This is a genomic window from Candidatus Methylacidiphilales bacterium (assembly GCA_030054035.1).
Lineage (GTDB): Bacteria > Pseudomonadota > Gammaproteobacteria > JASGCS01 > JASGCS01 > JASGCS01.
In genome coordinates, this window is sequence record JASGCS010000012.1 from 7,297 (window position 1) to 24,791 (window position 17,495).

Sequence of the window (17,495 nt, forward strand, 5' to 3'; positions counted from 1 at the left end):
GTCGCTTCAGGAGAGCTGGCTACTGGTGTGGTTTGAGAATCTGGAATTGCTTGTGGTGCTACTTCAGGAGAGCTGGCTACTGGTGTGGTTTGAGAATCTGGAATTGCTTGTGGTGCTACTTCAGGAGAGCTGGCTACTGGTGTAGTTTGAGAATCTGGAATTGCTTGTGGTGTCGCTTCAGGAGAGCTGGCTACTGGTGTGGTTTGAGAATCTGGAATTGCTTGTGGTGCTACTTCAGGAGTGCTGGCTACTGGTGTGGTTTGAGAATCTGGAATTGCTTGTGGTGCTACTTCTTCAACTATTATTGATGAAGCTGTCTCTGCACCCGATACCAATCCTGTGTAACCAAATACAGTTAATAAAATAAAAAAAAGGATATTTTTCGTCATATTTATTGCCTCGCCATTATAAAAAAACAACTTTTAATGCGTTATTATACACCGAATCATAGTACTTTATGTTTGACTATGCTAATATAGACACCATGATTAAACCGAGTAATTACTTTATTAGAGTGGTCATGGGATCAAAAAATGATTGGCCGGTTATGAAAAATGCTTGCAAGGTACTCAAGGAATTTGAAATCTCATATGACTCTTCCATAGTGTCTGCTCACAGAACTCCAACAAAACTTACCCAATTTGCTAAAGAATCAGAAAAAATGAACTGCACTTTCTTTATTGCTGGGGCTGGAGGTTCCGCACACCTTCCAGGAATGCTGGCTGCTTTCTCCCCTATTCCTGTCATTGGGGTACCTATCTCCTCAAAAGAATTGAATGGTTTAGATTCTTTGTTGTCCATTGTTCAAATGCCCTACGGCATTCCTGTAGGAACTACCGCCATTGGAGTTGCAGGTGCAAAAAACGCGGCGTTATTGATAGTCTCAATTCTTTCTAATCAAGATGATACTTTAAAGAAAAAATATCATCGTTTTAGAGCCATACAAACTAAAAAAGTATTACAATCTAGAATCAAATAATGTGAGAAAGAAAAAAATTGGAATTTTTGGTTGCGGACAGCTTGCCAGAATGTTGTCACTATATGGCGCTCATTTGGGTATAGAGTTTTTAATTTATAAACATGCCAATATTCATGAACCACCAAAAATATTTGGGCAGATATTCAACCAAACAAAAAATATAAAAAAAGATATAAGTACTTTTTGTAAATTATGTGATGTTGTAACTTTTGAACATGAGCATTTAACTAAAGAAGAGTTGCATTATTTTCGTATGCAAAAAAATGTAGTTCCGAAACTAACCTATCTCGAGTTATTTCAGGATAGGTTTTTAGAAAAAAATTTTCTCAATTCACTTGGAATACAAACAGCTCCTTACAAAATTATAAACTCTAAAAATTCCCTACTTCACACCGCAAGTGAATTCGGATTTAATTGCATACTAAAAAAAAGAATCGGGGGGTACGATGGAAAATTTCAATTTCATATTACCTCTGAAAGTGATTGCATGAGGCATTTTTCATTAATAGACAACAATGATTGGATTATAGAGAAATTTATCCCGTTTAAGCGAGAACTATCCATCATTAGTGTAGCTTCGGAGACAGGAAAAACAAAAATTCACTTTTACCCCATGACTTTAAATGAACATCAAGGAGGCATGCTTAAATCGAGTGAAGTGGTACATACATATCGTTTCGAAAAACAGGCAAAAGCAATTGCTAAGAAGATCGTGCGGGCATTTAACTATGTAGGGGTACTATGTGTTGAATTTTTTGAACTAAAAGATAGGTTAATCGTGAATGAAATCGCTCCAAGAGTACATAATACCGGGCACTGGAGCATTGAGGGTGCGTCAATAAATCAATTTGAGGCACATATTCGAGCAATAGCTAACATACCTATAGGAAAGATTACTCTTACTAAGAAATATATTAAAATTTATAATTTAATTGGGAGCATTCGTAACCAAAATTTGATCTATCCATTACCAGATGTACAAATCCATGATTACAACAAAAGTTTTCGACCGAGAAGAAAAGTGGGGCATATTACCAATGCAACTTTAGTTTTAAGTGATTTTAAAAAAAATGATGCTATAATAAAAACTATAGATCTATAGTTTTATGAATTTATCATACCATCATTACTCTAACAAAATAGTAACTTACTTTATGTGGGCAGCGATTTGTTGGGCAATATTTGGAATGTCAGCAGGACTTTACGCCGCTAGTGAAATGGTATGGCCATGGTTAAATCTTGACACACCTTGGCTAACCTTTGGAAGAATTAGGGTAATCCACACCAACGCCATTGTTTTTGGTTTTGGTGGTTCTATGCTTATTGGCACTAGTTTTTATATTGTACAAAGAGTTTGTAGCGCAAAATTATTTGCTCCAAAATTAGCTTGGTTTGTTTTTGCTGGATGGCAAGTGGGACTTTTGCTCGGCATGGTAACAATCGCAATGGGTATTAACACTGGGCTTGAATACGCTGAGTTTGAATGGCCGCTAGACATTGCTATAACTATCGTTTGGGTTGCTTTTGCAGTGGTTTTTTTCGGTACTATAGTGCTACGAACAGAAAAACAGCTCTATGTAGGATTATGGTACTATTCAGCCTTCATTATTGTGGTTGCAATTCTACATATTATTAACAGTCTGGCTATTCCTGTAAGTTTAACAAAATCATACCCGATTTACAATGGTGCGGTAGGTGCGGTAGTGCAGTGGTGGTATGGACATAATGCAGTTGGATTTTTCCTAACTGGTGGTTTTATAGGAATGCTTCTTTATTTTTTACCTAAAATTACAGGTTTACCTCTTTGGAGTTACAGATTATCGATCTTATCATTTTGGGCATTTGTATATACCTACATTTGGGCTGGCCCACATCATCTTCATTACTCATCTGTTCCTGATTGGATTCAAAGTTTAGGAATGGCTATGAGCTTGATCCTACTGTTACCTTCATGGGGGACAATGTTAAACGGTCTAATGTCAATTAATGGTGCTTGGCAAAGATTGCACAAAGACATGCCTCTCACGTTCATTGCATACTCCTTAATTTTTTATGGTCTAGCAACCTTTGAAGGCCCTTTGTTAGCGATTAAAACAGTTAATGCAATTGGTCACAATACCGAATGGATCATAAGTCATGTCCATTCTGGTGCATTGGGTTGGAATGCATTTATTTCTTTTGGGGTACTTTACTATTTGATTCCTAAAATGGCTGGAAGAGAGTTGTACAGTTTAAAAATGGCAAAAGCTCATTTTTCTTTAGCTATTTTAGGAATTATTCTTTACATTGTCCCATTATGGATAGCTGGCATTACACAAGGCGTCCGATCTCTTGAATTTGATCAAGCTGGTTTTTCCACTTACAGTTTTATAGATATTTTAAATTCGGTTAAAGTGTATTATTTAATTAGATTTTTTGGAGGGGTGTTTTTCTTCTCTGGTGTATTGCTTATGGCAATTAACTTTTACTTAACTTATAAATGTGGTAAAAATAATAACGTATGATTAGAAGAATACACCAATTTCTTGAACGCAACATTCTATTGTTTGGAATGACAGTATTGATTGTGTCTCTCATTGGTGGTTTAGCACAAATTGTGCCAATTGCATTTGATAAAAAATTTAAAGAGCCAGCAGAAAATCTTAAGCCTTACACCGCATTAGAATTAGCAGGAAGAGATATTTACATTCGGGAAGGATGTGCGCTATGCCACAGTCAACAAATAAGGCCTTTATTAGGAGAAACTATAAGGTATGGCAGAAATTCAAGATTAAATGACTCAGTATATGACTACCCATTTTTATGGGGTTCAAAAAGAACTGGGCCAGATTTATCTAGATTGTATGGAAAATATAGTGAGAATTGGCAGAGAATTCATCTAACAGCGCCAACTAAAGTTGTCCCAGATTCTATTATGCCTGCATACCCATGGTTAGAAGTTAACGATTTGCAAAATTCTATTCCAGATATTGAGGCAAGAATGAATACACTTAGAATACTTGGTGTTCCATACACAGATGAAGAGATAAAAAACGCACCATCTGAAATTAAAGATAAGACCGAACTTGATGCTGTCGTTGCTTATTTAATGAGCTTGGGAAGATTTATCACGGAACAAAACACAATAGAGGCACAACAATGAACTATTTATTTATTGTAGGTGATTTACTAGTTTGCGGATTTATGGTCCTACTTGTGGCTGTGCTTATGTCAAATTATTCCGAACAATCATTTGATCATGTAAAAAGGATCCCAATTCAAAATGACTAGCAATTTACTTCCAAACAGTTTTTTTAGTGGTTGGGTTATAACTCTTACAATTATAGGACTATTGTATTTGTGCTTTCTACTTATCTCTACTTACTTACATAAGAGCAAAACACATCAGAACATTGTTTGGGACGAAAATCTAAGCGAGGGTGATCGACCACTACCACAATGGTTTTTTGGTTTGTTTGCAATTTCTATAATTTTTAGTTCAGTTTATTTAATGCTTTTCCCTGGTCTTGGCGGTTTTAAAGGTTTATTAGATTGGACATCAGGAGGCCACCATACTACACAACAAGCTCAACTTAAAGAGGAAGTGAAATTAATTAGAAGTAATTGGGAATCACAGAGTATTGAACTGTTACAACAAAACCCAGAAGCAATGAAAAGTGCGTATTCATTGTATAAAAATAATTGTGCCTCATGTCATGGGAAAGAAGCTAAAGGCATAGAGAATTTTGCACCTAATCTTAAGGATGATGACTGGATATGGGGTGGAGATGCGCAGAACGTATACACTTCCATTAAAGAAGGCAGGGTTAATATTATGCCAGGCTGGTCAGCTATTTTAGGGGAACAAGGTGTTGCTGATATGGTAACCTATGTTAAATCACTCAATTCTGAGCCGACTGACAAAGTTAGTCAGAGTGCGCTATTATTTGGGCAACTATGTTCCGCATGTCATGGCCCGGGTGGGGTTGGAAACCAAATAATTGGGGCCCCAAGACTAAATGATTCGATATGGTTATACGGTGACTCAAGAGAACAATTACAAGATATAATTGCAAATGGAGTAATTAATAACGGAAAAAGATGGAAACAAGCCACTATGCCATCACAAAAAAATCGTCTAGAAGAACTTGAAATTAGGTTGTTAACTGCTTTGGTATTAAGTAAGTAGTTATTTACTACTTTTTTTAATTCCAACTATTTGTTGTTTACTTTATGCTGTTTATAATACAATCGAGGTTTTAACTACAATTAGGAATCAATGAAATTTATTCAATGCTGTCTGATCTTTTTAACCACTTTAATTTTAACCTCATGCGATTCAAATTTGCTTAATAAAGATGATTCGGAAAAGCAAAAAGTAGTTCATATTCTAAACTGGACGGACTACATAGACCCAAGTGTCATTACTGATTTTGAAAACAAAACAGGTATAAAAGTTAGATATGATTTATTTGATACTGATGAATCGCTTGAAAAAATTATGTTTTCAAAAACAAATGACTATGACTTAGTTTTTCCCTCAGCTAATTTTTTTACAGTTTATCTTGAAAATGGTCTGGTTCATCCGCTTCAAAAAGAATTACTTCCCAATCTAAGTAATATAGATAAAAATTTTTATCTTGAACTTGAGTCATATGATCCAGGTAATAAGCATGCCATTAATTATCATTGGGGTACAACTGGAATAGCCTATCTAGAAAGAAAAATTAATATTCTAGGAAATCTTGAAGACATGAAAACACTAAAATCTATTTTTGAGCTTGAGTACATAAAAAAATACACTGCCTGCGGTATTGGGATTATTGATAGTCCAATTGATATATCAACGTTAGTTAAACTTTACCTTGGCATACCTGTTGATAATGCAGATACTGAAAACCTCATCAAAATAAAAGAAATTCTATTTCAAATAGCTCCATTTATAAGTCAAATAAGTACAGATAAAATTATAAGTGATTTAAGCGAGGGCAACATTTGTCTTGCTATTGCTTACAATGGCGACGCCCTACAAGCACAACAGCGTGCTAGGAAAAATAAAAGTCCAAGAATAATTAAATATGAGATCCCTATAGAAGGCGGAATTCGTTGGTTAGATACTGTATTGATTCCTAAACAAGCCCCTAACAAATTAGAAGCGCATCAATTTTTGAACTATATATTAGACGCAAAAGTTTCAGCAAAAATAACAAATTACAATAATTATGCCAACAGTAACAAGGCTTCTGAACAATATATCTCTGAAGATATTTTTACAAATCAAATAATTTATCCGCAGGAAGAAGTTAAAAGTAGGATTAAAACAATAAAAGGATTGCCAGTTGCTTACACTAAAGAATTAAATAAAATATGGACAGAGTTTAAAGGAAAAATTAATAGCCGATGAACCAAATATTTGGTGGAGCCAAGCGGGATCGAACCGCTGACCTCCTGCTTGCAAAGCAGGCGTTCTACCAATTGAACTATGGCCCCAAATGTTACTAACGAATAGCTATTTTACTATTAAAATCTTGCACATTAATCAATTCACTAAAGTATAATTATAAAATATGGTGAGACTAAAAATAGATGGTGGTATTATCCTTATTGGATTTGGTGCAGTTGGGAGAGGTCTATTACCACTCTTAGAAAGACACTTCATTTTTGATCCAAATAATGTAACTATTATATCCCCGAATAACTCGACATTACTAGAGGACTTGCGTGGTAAATATACTTACCTAGATATTGGATTAGTAGAAGAAAACTATCAATCAATTTTAAGTCCAATCCTTAGCAAAGGAACTATGGTGATTAATGTCTCTGTTGATGTGTCAAGTGTCGCAATTATGGAACTATGTGAAAAATATTGCGCTCATTATATTGATACAGTAATTGAGCCATGGTCAGGATTTTATTTTAACCAGTCTTCTCCTCAACATGAACGAACCAACTACGCATTAAGAAAAACGATGCTTGAATTTAAAAACAAACACCCAATGATAGCTACCCAAGTTAGTTGCTGTGGCGCAAACCCAGGCATGGTTAGTTGGTTTATTAAGAAAGCGTTGCTTACCATTGCACATGACACACAAAAATCAACTTCAATTCCAAAGTCAAGAAGAGATTGGGCGCAGTTAATGGAATCACTTGGTGTCAAAGGCATTCATATTGCTGAACATGACTCTCAAAAAACAAACAAGGTTAGGCCAAGTAAATCATTTTGGAACACATGGTCAGTTGACGGGCTTTTGAGCGAAGGTATGCAACCTGCTGAATTAGGTTGGGGGACGCATGAAATAAATTTTCCTACTAGGGGAAAAAGACATCCTGATAAAAAAGCCTGCGCTATTTATCTAGGTAGACCGGGAGCAAATACAAGAGTTTTGACCTGGTGTCCATCTGTAGGCGCACAATTTGGACTATTAGTTACACATAACGAATCTATAAGTGTCTCTGACTACTATACTTGTGAGAATGATTCAGGTGAAGTAAGATATCGGCCAACTGTCCATTACGCTTATTCACCATGTGAAGATGCCTGGATGAGTCTTTCTCATCTATTTGCTAATCCTGGCTGGTTTCCTGACGATAAAAAAGTTATTGATGAAAATTCAATTATCTCAGGCGCCGATCAATTAGGAGTATTGCTGTTTGGCCATAAAAAAAATGCTTACTGGTACGGATCAACACTTACGCACCAACAAGCCACCGAAGCCGCACCTCAACAAAGTGCTACAGTTCTACAAGTTACTTCTTCAATAGTAGCTGGAATTAGTTGGATTCTTACCAATCCAAATAGTGGTGTGGTAGAAACTGACGAGATGGACTTTTCATATTGTCTTGAAGTTCAGAAATCCTACTTAGGTGATATATCTGGCCACTACACTGACTGGACACCATTGCATAACAGACCCTTCTTATTTGATGAGCTTTTAGATACTACTGATCCTTGGCAATTCACTAATGTACTGGTAGATAACAATTAAATCTGAGCGTTATCGAAATTGCTTAATTTGTTCTAACGACTTATTTTTAATATTTGCAAGATCATTTCCAATTGATACAAAACGATACCCACATTCAAAAGCCCATACTGCAGAATCTGAATTTGCAACTACAGTACCTAGACTGATTTTTTTTTGTTTGCACAGCAACCCAACTTGTTTCATTATTGAAAGCACTTCTGGATGTTGCGTATTTCCAGCAAAACCTAAATCCACAGACAGGTCACCAGGTCCTATAAAAACGCCAGAAATCCCTTCCACAGCAGAGATAGAAATCAGTGAGTCAATTGCGGACTTCGTTTCTAACTGGGCATAAAGCCCAAGTTCTTGATTTATTTTTGAAAAATAATGTTCTCTTGTGGCAAAACGAGAACCACGATGCATCATTGCATACCCTCTTCTACCCTGAGGTGGATATAACGCGCTTTGAACTATAGACTGGGCTTGTTCTACTGTTTGAATAAAGGGAAACAATAAATTCATAGCTCCCGCATCCAGCGCTTGTTTAATTACAGTTTCATTATGATTTTGCAATCTAACAATAGCTACAGTTCCATTTGACTCAATTGCTCTAATTAAATCTCCAAGCACATAAGGCTGAGCGCTACCATGTTCTACATCTATCACGATATAATCGTAGCCAACATAAGAAAGTAACTCTGCAATAATAGGACTCCCAGACATAAGCCAACCACCGACAAGTGAAGGTTTCTGATTTAACAATAGTTTAAATTTATTATTCCATTCATTCATAATGTATCTCCAAGAGTTCTAAAATATAATTGGATCACTTGCGTTATTTTTTCCCAGCATAAAATCAAAATCACAGCCTACATGTGCTTGTTGCACTGAGCGCTGGTATAGCGAAAGATATCCTCTAGTTGCCAATTCCTTATGTTTAAAAGTTTTTGATCTTTTTTCCATTTCACTATCACTAATATGTAATTGCAATAATTCACGAGAAACACTAATCTCAATCTCATCACCTTGTTGGACTAACCCCAACGGTCCACCAATTGCAGATTCAGGTGACACATGTAATACACAAGTGCCAAAATGTGTTCCACTCATTCTCGCATCACTAATTCGTACTAGATCTCTAACTCCTTTTGATAGAAGTTTTTTTGGAATAGGTAATCCTCCCCATTCTGGCATTCCCGGCGCTCCAACTGGGCCTGCGTTTTTCAAAACTAAAACACTTCTCTCAGTAATCATTAAGTCATCGCTGTCAATTTTATTTTGCAACTCATCCATAGACTCAAACACCACCGCCATCCCACGATGCTCCATCAAGGATGGAGTTGCGGCAACAGGTTTTATAACCGCGCCATTAGGACAAAGGTTTCCATACAATGCTGTTAATGTACTATATGAACTGAGCGGTTGTTCAAGTGGTAAAACAACTTTATCATTGTAGATTTTAGCCTGTGCGAGTCTCGTTTCCAGCCGCTCACCGGTAACCATCTCGGCACTAAGATCAAGTAAATGTTTAATTCTTAATTGAATAGCAAGTAAGCCACCAGCGTTATGTAGATCTTCCATAAGATATTCTCCAGCAGGCATAAGATTTGCGATGACCGGAACTTTTGCAACAGCGTTTGAAATCTTTTTTAGATCAATTGATAAGCCTAGTCGGTTAACCATCGCTATTAGATGAATGACTGCGTTAGTAGAGCCTCCCAGTGAACCATAAACTGTAATTGCATTATGAACAGCCTTTTCAGTTACAATTGTAGAAGGAGTAATTTTTTTTAATGCAAGATTGACGGCAAGTTCTCCACTGTGCGCGCAGATTCTTCCATGTGCAGAATCTACTGCAGGTGTAGTAGAAGCATTGGCAAGCGTTAACCCAAGCGCTTCGGCTATACAAGCCATTGTGGAAGCAGTACCCATGGTATTACATGTCCCAGCAGAACGAGTCATAGTCTCTTCTAATAATAACCAATCTTCTTTACTAACTTCGCCAGCTTGTTTGGCGTCCCAATATTTTCTGGTATGAGTACCAGTGCCTATTTTTATACCTTTAAAACTGCCATTTATAGTTGCACCAGCCGGAACTACGACACATGGAAGATTTGCAGAAAAAGCGCCCATCAACAATCCTGGAATGGTTTTATCGCAACCACCTAACAAAACTACTGCATCAAGTGGGTGTGAAAGAATTAACTCTTCAGCTTCCATCGCTAATAAATTTCTATATAACATGGTAGTTGGTTTAACCATTACTTCACTTAAAGAAAGAGCTGGCAATTCTAAAGGAAACCCTCCCGATCTTATAATTCCTTCTCTTATAAATTTGACCGATTGAGGAAAATGACTATGACAAGTGCTAATTTCACTCCAGGTTGAGATAATCCCTATCACTGGTTTACCTATATATGAGCTTCTTGAATAGCCTACTTGTGCGAGCCGTTGTCTATGAGCAAAACCCCTCATTGAGTCTGAATTAAACCAGTATTCACTTCGTAATTTGTTGAGTTTACTCATTATAATATTTATAAATCATATATTACCTCATTTCTATGACAAAATTTGAATTACTAGTACCCACCCATTGCACCCTTGGAGAAAGTCCAAGATGGGATGAAATTAATAACTTAGTTTATTGGATTGATATACTAGAATGTAAAATTCATTGCTATTATGAAAAAACTGGTAAGCACACTTCGTATGTTTTACCTGAACCTATTGGATGTTTAGTCTTAGACAAAAAAGGTGGTTTGATACTTGCACTAAAAAGTGGAATTTACTATCTTGAATCTTTTAATCACACTCCACAATTAATCGCAACTTCTCCCGAAATACATCTCAAAGACAACCGATTTAATGACGGTAGGTGTGATGCGAGGGGAAGGCTTTTGATTGGCACCATATACCCACCAAAAGATAAAGGAGGTGCGAATTGCTACTCTTTTGATTTTGTTACTAATACCTTTAAACTAATACAAGATGATTTAATGACGGCAAACGGAATAGCTTTTAGTTTAGATAATCAGACCTTGTATTTAGCTGACACACCTCGACATTGTATTTATTCCTATAATTACAATCTGGTTAGCGGGACTGTTAGTAACAAAAAAATATTCGCAAAATTTCAAGATGGAAAAGGAAGGCCAGATGGCGCTTCTATTGATAGTGATAATTATTATTGGACTGCGCTTTATGATGGAAAAAGAATTGTTAGATTATCTCCATTAGGTGAAATCGCAGAGTCTTATGATTTTCCTTGTCAGTCCCCAACCATGGTTGCTTTCGGAGGAAAAAACTTAAAAACTATGTTTGTCACTTGTGTAGGTGAAAACGGAAAAAGTGGATTATATTGTTATGAAAGTCCCTTTACGGGAGTAGTAGAATGGAGATGCAATGGAACAAGAATTTCAATTAACTAACCAATATCCAAGTCTAAAAGGGAAAAAAGTTTTTATAACTGGTGGTGGTACGGGTATTGGAAGTTATCTTTCCGAGCATTTTTGTGCACAAGGCTCACTTGTTTCATTCATTGGGGTGAGTAAAGAGGTTGGGACGGCACATGCCAAAAAGCTTTCTTCTACCTACAACACATATTGTTCATTTGCTCCCTGCGATGTAAGAAATATTGAACAACTACAATCAAGTCTTGAAGTTGCGACAAAATTGATGGGGGGACTTGATATTATTATAAACAACTCTGGAAATGATGAAAGACATACAATTGAAGAAGTTACACCCGATTATTGGGATAATTGTTTAAACATAAACTTACGGCCACATTTTTTTACCATGCAAAAAGCCTTATCTTTATTTCCCGAACAAGGAGGAGTGATAATTAATATGGGTTCTATTGGATGGATGAGAGGTAGAACCGGCATCGTATGCTACACCACTTCCAAAGGCGCAATCCATGCACTAACACGAACAATGGCGAGAGAATTAGGAGTTAAAAATATTAGAGTAAATTCAGTTGTTCCTGGTGCAATTGTAACTCCAAAACAAAAAGCGCTTTGGCTCACTCCCGAATTAGACAAAATGTTCATAGATCTTCAGTGTCTTAAATTTAGACTGACCCCGAATGATGTTGCCGCACTAACATTGTTTTTAACTTCAGATGACGCTCGTGCCATTGCTGGTCAAAGTTATGTTGTAGATGGTGGGATAGTTTAAAACCAATTATCTAACTACAGAATATTAATTGTCTAGTGTAAAATAAAAGCACATAAACAACCATACTTAAAGGAAGGTAGCTGTATGAAAAATAAAATTATTACATCACTTGTATTACTAACCACTATGTCACTAATGATGGCTTGTGGTAAAAAAAATGACGAAAACACACTCGGTAAAGGAGAGGGTCAGGTTGATATTGTTGCTTGGCCAGGTTACATTGAGCGAGGTGAGACAGACAAATCCTATGATTGGGTAACTGCATTTGAAACCGCTACTTCTTGCAAAGTTAATGTTAAAACTGCAGGGACATCTGATGAAATGGTGGCTTTAATGAATCAAGGAGGATTTGATTTAGTAACAGCTTCTGGAGATGCTTCCTTACGATTGATTTCTGGTGGAAAAGTAAGGTCAATCAACACTGCTCTAATTCCTAGCTGGAACAAAGTTCTTCCTCAGCTACAAAATGGGCCATGGCACACGGTAGATGGGAAACATTACGGAACTCCTTATCAGTTGGGCATAAATGTGCTAATGTACAACACCAAAGTATTTAAAGAAGCCCCAACTTCTTGGTCAGTAGTTTTTGAAGAGCAAAAACTTCCAGATGGTAAATCTAACAAGAACAGAGTGCAGGCCTATGATGGTGCGATTTACATTGCTGATGCTGCTTTATATTTAATGTCTGCAAAGCCAGAATTAGGTATCAAGGACCCATATGAACTCACCGAAGAACAATACTCAGCCGTTATTGAATTGCTGAAAAATCAAAGGAAAATTGTTCCAAAATATTGGCATGATGCAACAGTACAAACAGAAGATTTTAAAAAAGAAGGAATTGTTGCGTCAGGATCTTGGCCATTTCAGGTCAATTTATTAGTAGCAGCCAAAGCTCCGGTTTCGAGCACTATCCCAAAAGAAGGTGCAACGGGTTGGGCTGATACCACCATGATGCATGCAAATGCACAACATCCCAATTGCGCATATCTTTGGATGGAACATTCTTTAAATGTTAAAGTTCAAGGAGATATTTCAGCATGGTTTGGTTCTCTCCCAGTAAGAGAAGACGCATGTATGAATAATGCACTGCTAGGTCAAGAAGGTTGTAAAACAAATGGTTGGGATCATTTATCTAGTATTAAATTCTGGAAAACACCAACCACAACTTGTCCTACCCAAGGTAACAAGTGTGTCCCTTATGATCGATGGGCGAAAGACTTTATCGCAATCATGAGTGGTACATAACGAATAAACAGGAATAAATGAACACCGCTGTATGCTTTGAGCAGGTATATAAAAAATATAACTCGCATGAAGCTATCAGCGGTGTTTCTTTTTCAGTACAAGAGGGTGAATTTTTTAGTTTACTCGGCCCCTCAGGATCAGGCAAAACTACTTGTTTAAAATTAATTGCTGGTTTTGAACAGCCTAGCAATGGTAGTATTAAAATTTTTGAACAAGATATAAAAAACATACCACCGTATCGCAGACCTCTCAATACAGTATTTCAAGATTACGCATTATTCCCTCACTTGACCGTTTTGGAAAATGTAGCATTTGGATTAATGGTGCGATCAGTTTCAAAATCTAAAAGAGAATCACAAGCTTTAGAAACTCTTGAATTAGTAAAATTAAATGGGTATGCGAATAAAAAACCACATGAGCTATCTGGTGGTCAACGTCAACGCGTTGCACTTGCTAGAGTCCTAATTCTCAAACCAAAGATATTATTACTTGATGAACCACTCGGTGCGCTTGATTTAAAATTGCGTGAGGAAATGCAACTAGAACTAACACAATTACATCGCAATCTAAATATTTGTTTCATTTATGTAACTCACGATCAAGGTGAGGCGCTTTCAATGAGTAATCGAATTGCGGTTTTTAATAAAGGCACTATTGAACAAATCGCAATACCTAAGGCACTTTACAATTCCCCTAGCAATGAGTTTGTAGCTAAATTTATTGGTATTTCAACTATTATCCCCTCACCATTTGCAATAAAACACAATTTGCCCCCAGCTACGTATCTTTTACGGCCAGAACAAATATTCGTCACTAAGTCTCCTTCACAACTATCTCCAGATTTTATTCAACTAAAAGCAGAAATAGATACCATTAACTACCAAGGTAGAACTACTCAAATTCTTTGCCATGTGGAAAATATCTTATTTAAATTGGAAGCCCCCTCAAACATTCCCATCGCATTACAAGATACTATTTATTTTTATTGGAATAAAAACCACATGCACAAGATTTCTGTCGCTTCATGAAATCTTCAATAGCTACTCATATTTCAGACTACTTCTACTACCGAACCACAGTATCTGTTTTTCTATTACTAACTCCAGTTATACTCTGGGTAGGGATTATTTATGGTGGTTCGTTACTTTCTATGTTAAGTTTAAGTTTTTTTAGCACTGATCCTTTCACAGGTTCAATAAATTACACATTGACAATGCAGAATTTTATTGATATCGTTACAATTAAAACTCATAAGGAAATAATTTTACGAACTGTTATTTTTTCTACATTAGTTACGATTTGCGCGGCGCTCATTGCCATTCCGCTTGGATACACTTTTGTGTTTCTCACTCCTAATAAATTTAAACCATTTATTTTTTTAGCCATATTGCTACCATTATGGTCAAGTTACTTAGTGCGTGTTTACGCTTGGAAATTAATCCTCGCTAAGGAAGGAGTCATCACATGGCTCTCAGAAAAAACCCATACCGAATCAATACTGCAAGGTGTTCTAGATATTCCAATAATTGGTGGAAACTCACTTTCATTTAGTTACATCGGTACTTTCCTAGTTTTTCTTTATTTATGGCTACCTTTTATGATTTTGCCAATTATCGCCTCAATAGAACGAATTCCCAAAAATGTCCTTCAAGCTTCTTGGGACCTAGGTGCCAATCAATGGAAGACTTTTTTAAAAGTAGTCATACCACTAATTATCCCTGGTATTGTAGCTGGATCAATATTCACATTTTCACTTACACTCGGAGACTATATCACCCCTCAAATTGTCGGAAACTCAAGACCATTAATTGGCCAATACATCTATATTCTGCAAACCTCTAATGGAAACATACCTCTTGCCGCGGCATTTTCCTTCATACCTATCATTGTGATGGGGGTATATTTAATTATCGCTAAAAGATTAGGTGCTTTTGATGCGCTTTGATAAAATATTGTTAATATTTTTTTCATTTTGCGGACTTTGTTTCTTGCTGGTTCCATTTTCTTTTATCATTTTGTATGCGTTTAGCCCCAATGAGAAAACATTTGATTTTCCTATTGCTGAGTACACCACAAAATGGTTTTCCATAATAGTTGCACGATCTGACGTATGGAACGCAGTTTCGCTCTCTTTTACTGTGGCGTTTTTTGCAACATTACTTGCACTTATTATTGGAACTATGACTTCAATTGCAGTTTCAAGATACAAATTTTTTGGCAGAGAAAATTTTTCGCTTCTTTTAATACTTCCAATTGCGCTTCCTGGCATTATCACTGGAATCGCACTGCGATCTTCAATCACCATCTTGGAAATACCCTTTTCTACTTTTACGATAGTACTTGGGCATGCTACATTCACCATAGTAGTTATTTATAACAATGTTATAGCCAGACTTAGAAGACTGCACCCTAATTGTTTAGAGGCCTCATATGATCTTGGTGCTAATATATTTCAAGCCTTCTTTTTTGTATTGCTTCCACAAATGTACTCTGCGCTGTTCGCTGGAGCTATGTTAGCTTTTGCACTTTCTTTTGATGAGATTATTGTTACCACTTTTACAGCAGGTCAACAAACTACACTTCCGATTTGGATGTTAGACCAACTTATTCGACCACGGCAAAAACCAATCACCAATGTCGTGGCAATATTTATAATCTTATTTACAATTATTCCTATTATCTATTCTTTTCGAATATTAAATAAACATGCTTAGAGCTTGATCATGATATGTCTTAGTACGGTATAGTCCTCTAAAGCATACATTGATAAGTCCTTTCCGTACCCTGATTGCTTCATTCCACCATGTGGCATTTCGGTAGCAAGTAAAAAATGAGTATTAACCCACGAGCAACCGAATCTGAGCCTACTCGCTACAAACAATGCTTTACCAATATCACTACCCCAAACTGAAGATGATAAACCATATTCGGATTGGTTAGCCCATTGAATTGCCTGCTCAACCGTTTCATATTCTGTAACAGTTACTACCGGCCCAAATACTTCTCGCTTAACTATCTCATCATTTGGTAAAGCTCCCGCAATGACCGTTGGTTCAAAATAATAACCTGTGCCTTGAACTTTTGAACCGCCTGTGACTACTTCCATATGATTACTGGCCTTAGCTCTTTCAACAAAACCAGATACTCGCTCTTGTTGTTTTGCAGAAATTAAAGGTCCAATATCATTTTTTGAATCATCTGATTTATTATATTGAATAGTTTTTACTTTTGTAGCCAACTCTTGCACCACTTGTTTGTATATATTTTTCTGCGCATAAATTCTACAAGCCGCGGTACAATCTTGGCCACTGTTATAATAACCGAAGGTTTTGATTGATTCAGCAAATTGAGATATATCAGCGTCATCAAGCACTATTACCGGTGCCTTGCCCCCTAACTCTAAATGAGTTTTTTTGATCGTAGAAGACACCAACTGAAGAATTTTTTTTCCAGTGTGAACATCTCCAGTTAAAGAAACCATATCAACTTTAGGATGTGAAACTAATTGACTGCCAACCTGCTCGCCTCTTCCAGTAATGATATTTATAACGCCGGGTGGAAAAATAGAGGAAATTTCTTTAGCTAATAATAAGGCAGTAAGGGGGGTCTGTTCTGAAGGTTTGACCACTATGGTATTTCCAGTTGCGACTGCTGGAGCTATTTTCCATGCTACCATCTGTAGAGGATAGTTCCATGGCGCTATTGAACCTACTACTCCAATTGGATCTCTCCTTAGCATGGAAGTATATCCTTGTAAATATTCTCCTGCAGGACTGGCAATCATAGTTCTACAGGCTCCAGCAAAAAATCTAAAACAATCAATTATCGCAGGCATTTCGTCTTGCCGCATTCTTTCACTTGGCTTACCACAATTTAAAGATTCCAGTGAGGCATAATCAACTAAATTTCTTTCAATAGCATCCGCAAGCTTTAATAAGAGCAAACTCCTTTCGGCAGGAGTAGTATGAGACCATGTTTGAAATGCATGTGATGCCGCCTCAACCGCTCTATCAACCTGTTCGTTGCTAGCCTCAGCTATCTTAACAATCACAGATCCATTGCGTGGATTATAAATCATTTCTTCTTGCCCAGCGCCTACTTCAAGCGAAGCACCAATCAGCATTTTTGTATTATATTGTAAGCTCATA

At 36.7% G+C, this 17,495-nt stretch carries 17 protein-coding genes and 1 tRNA gene; 13 read left to right on the top strand and 5 right to left on the bottom strand.

All coding sequences use genetic code 11. The features are described 5' to 3' along the window. Nucleotides 1-389: hypothetical protein (locus QM538_07050; protein MDI9348242.1), on the bottom strand; the 389-nt coding region annotated here is incomplete at its 3' end. Nucleotides 390-484: 95 nt separating this feature from the next. Between QM538_07050 and purE the strand changes: the two genes are divergently transcribed. From purE to QM538_07080, 6 genes are all read left to right on the top strand, one after another. Further along, the gene (gene purE / locus QM538_07055; protein ID MDI9348243.1) at nucleotides 485-979 is read left to right on the top strand and encodes a 5-(carboxyamino)imidazole ribonucleotide mutase; all 495 of its coding nucleotides are present in this window, start codon (nucleotides 485-487) and stop codon (nucleotides 977-979) included. A 1-nt stretch (nucleotide 980) separates the two neighbouring features. Beyond that, nucleotides 981-2,081, top strand: a complete 1,101-nt coding sequence (locus QM538_07060) for a 5-(carboxyamino)imidazole ribonucleotide synthase (protein MDI9348244.1) — start codon at nucleotides 981-983, stop codon at nucleotides 2,079-2,081. A gap of 4 nt (nucleotides 2,082-2,085) precedes the next feature. After that, nucleotides 2,086-3,483: a cbb3-type cytochrome c oxidase subunit I gene (locus tag QM538_07065; protein ID MDI9348245.1), complete on the top strand. Its 1,398-nt coding sequence runs from the start codon at nucleotides 2,086-2,088 to the stop codon at nucleotides 3,481-3,483. Then, complete coding sequence (ccoO, locus tag QM538_07070) at nucleotides 3,480-4,121, top strand: cytochrome-c oxidase, cbb3-type subunit II (GenBank protein ID MDI9348246.1); 642 nt, start codon at nucleotides 3,480-3,482, stop codon at nucleotides 4,119-4,121. The genes QM538_07065 and ccoO overlap by 4 nt, the downstream gene beginning before the upstream one ends. Before the next feature lie 120 nt (nucleotides 4,122-4,241). After that, nucleotides 4,242-5,147: a c-type cytochrome gene (locus QM538_07075; GenBank protein MDI9348247.1), complete on the top strand. Its 906-nt coding sequence runs from the start codon at nucleotides 4,242-4,244 to the stop codon at nucleotides 5,145-5,147. Nucleotides 5,148-5,237: 90 nt separating this feature from the next. Continuing rightward, entirely contained in the window at nucleotides 5,238-6,362 is a 1,125-nt protein-coding gene (locus QM538_07080) for an extracellular solute-binding protein (protein MDI9348248.1), read from the top strand. A gap of 10 nt (nucleotides 6,363-6,372) precedes the next feature. Here QM538_07080 and QM538_07085 read toward each other — a convergent pair. Further along, nucleotides 6,373-6,448 (bottom strand) — tRNA-Ala (locus tag QM538_07085). 77 nt (nucleotides 6,449-6,525) lie between these two features. On the opposite strand from QM538_07085, the gene QM538_07090 reads away from it, so the two are divergent. Continuing rightward, on the top strand, nucleotides 6,526-7,944 hold the full coding sequence (locus QM538_07090) for a saccharopine dehydrogenase C-terminal domain-containing protein (GenBank protein ID MDI9348249.1): 1,419 nt from the start codon (nucleotides 6,526-6,528) through the stop codon (nucleotides 7,942-7,944). 9 nt (nucleotides 7,945-7,953) lie between these two features. On the opposite strand, the gene QM538_07095 is transcribed toward QM538_07090, so the two are convergent. Continuing rightward, nucleotides 7,954-8,715, bottom strand: coding sequence for an aldolase/citrate lyase family protein (locus tag QM538_07095; GenBank protein MDI9348250.1), 762 nt, complete (start codon nucleotides 8,713-8,715; stop codon nucleotides 7,954-7,956). An 18-nt stretch (nucleotides 8,716-8,733) separates the two neighbouring features. After that, complete coding sequence (locus tag QM538_07100; GenBank protein ID MDI9348251.1) at nucleotides 8,734-10,449, bottom strand: dihydroxy-acid dehydratase; 1,716 nt, start codon at nucleotides 10,447-10,449, stop codon at nucleotides 8,734-8,736. A gap of 35 nt (nucleotides 10,450-10,484) precedes the next feature. Between QM538_07100 and QM538_07105 the strand changes: the two genes are divergently transcribed. The 6 genes from QM538_07105 (at nucleotide 10,485) to QM538_07130 (ending at nucleotide 16,061) form a co-directional block, all read left to right on the top strand. Beyond that, the gene (locus tag QM538_07105) at nucleotides 10,485-11,351 is read left to right on the top strand and encodes an SMP-30/gluconolactonase/LRE family protein (GenBank protein ID MDI9348252.1); all 867 of its coding nucleotides are present in this window, start codon (nucleotides 10,485-10,487) and stop codon (nucleotides 11,349-11,351) included. After that, nucleotides 11,326-12,102 (top strand): SDR family oxidoreductase, encoded by a 777-nt coding sequence (locus tag QM538_07110; protein ID MDI9348253.1) that lies wholly within the window; start codon nucleotides 11,326-11,328, stop codon nucleotides 12,100-12,102. The genes QM538_07105 and QM538_07110 overlap by 26 nt, the downstream gene beginning before the upstream one ends. Nucleotides 12,103-12,186: 84 nt before the next feature. Next, nucleotides 12,187-13,347 carry an ABC transporter substrate-binding protein gene (locus tag QM538_07115; GenBank protein ID MDI9348254.1) on the top strand — a complete coding sequence of 387 codons (1,161 nt, stop codon included), beginning with the start codon at nucleotides 12,187-12,189 and terminating at the stop codon, nucleotides 13,345-13,347. Nucleotides 13,348-13,364: 17 nt separating this feature from the next. After that, nucleotides 13,365-14,375 (top strand): ABC transporter ATP-binding protein, encoded by a 1,011-nt coding sequence (locus tag QM538_07120; GenBank protein MDI9348255.1) that lies wholly within the window; start codon nucleotides 13,365-13,367, stop codon nucleotides 14,373-14,375. Beyond that, nucleotides 14,372-15,292, top strand: a complete 921-nt coding sequence (locus QM538_07125) for an ABC transporter permease (GenBank protein ID MDI9348256.1) — start codon at nucleotides 14,372-14,374, stop codon at nucleotides 15,290-15,292. The genes QM538_07120 and QM538_07125 overlap by 4 nt, the downstream gene beginning before the upstream one ends. Continuing rightward, on the top strand, nucleotides 15,282-16,061 hold the full coding sequence (locus tag QM538_07130; GenBank protein MDI9348257.1) for an ABC transporter permease: 780 nt from the start codon (nucleotides 15,282-15,284) through the stop codon (nucleotides 16,059-16,061). The genes QM538_07125 and QM538_07130 overlap by 11 nt, the downstream gene beginning before the upstream one ends. Here the strand turns inward: QM538_07130 and QM538_07135 are convergent. Further along, complete coding sequence (locus QM538_07135) at nucleotides 16,058-17,470, bottom strand: gamma-aminobutyraldehyde dehydrogenase (protein MDI9348258.1); 1,413 nt, start codon at nucleotides 17,468-17,470, stop codon at nucleotides 16,058-16,060. The genes QM538_07130 and QM538_07135 overlap by 4 nt on opposite strands. Nucleotides 17,471-17,495: the final 25 nt, after the last annotated feature.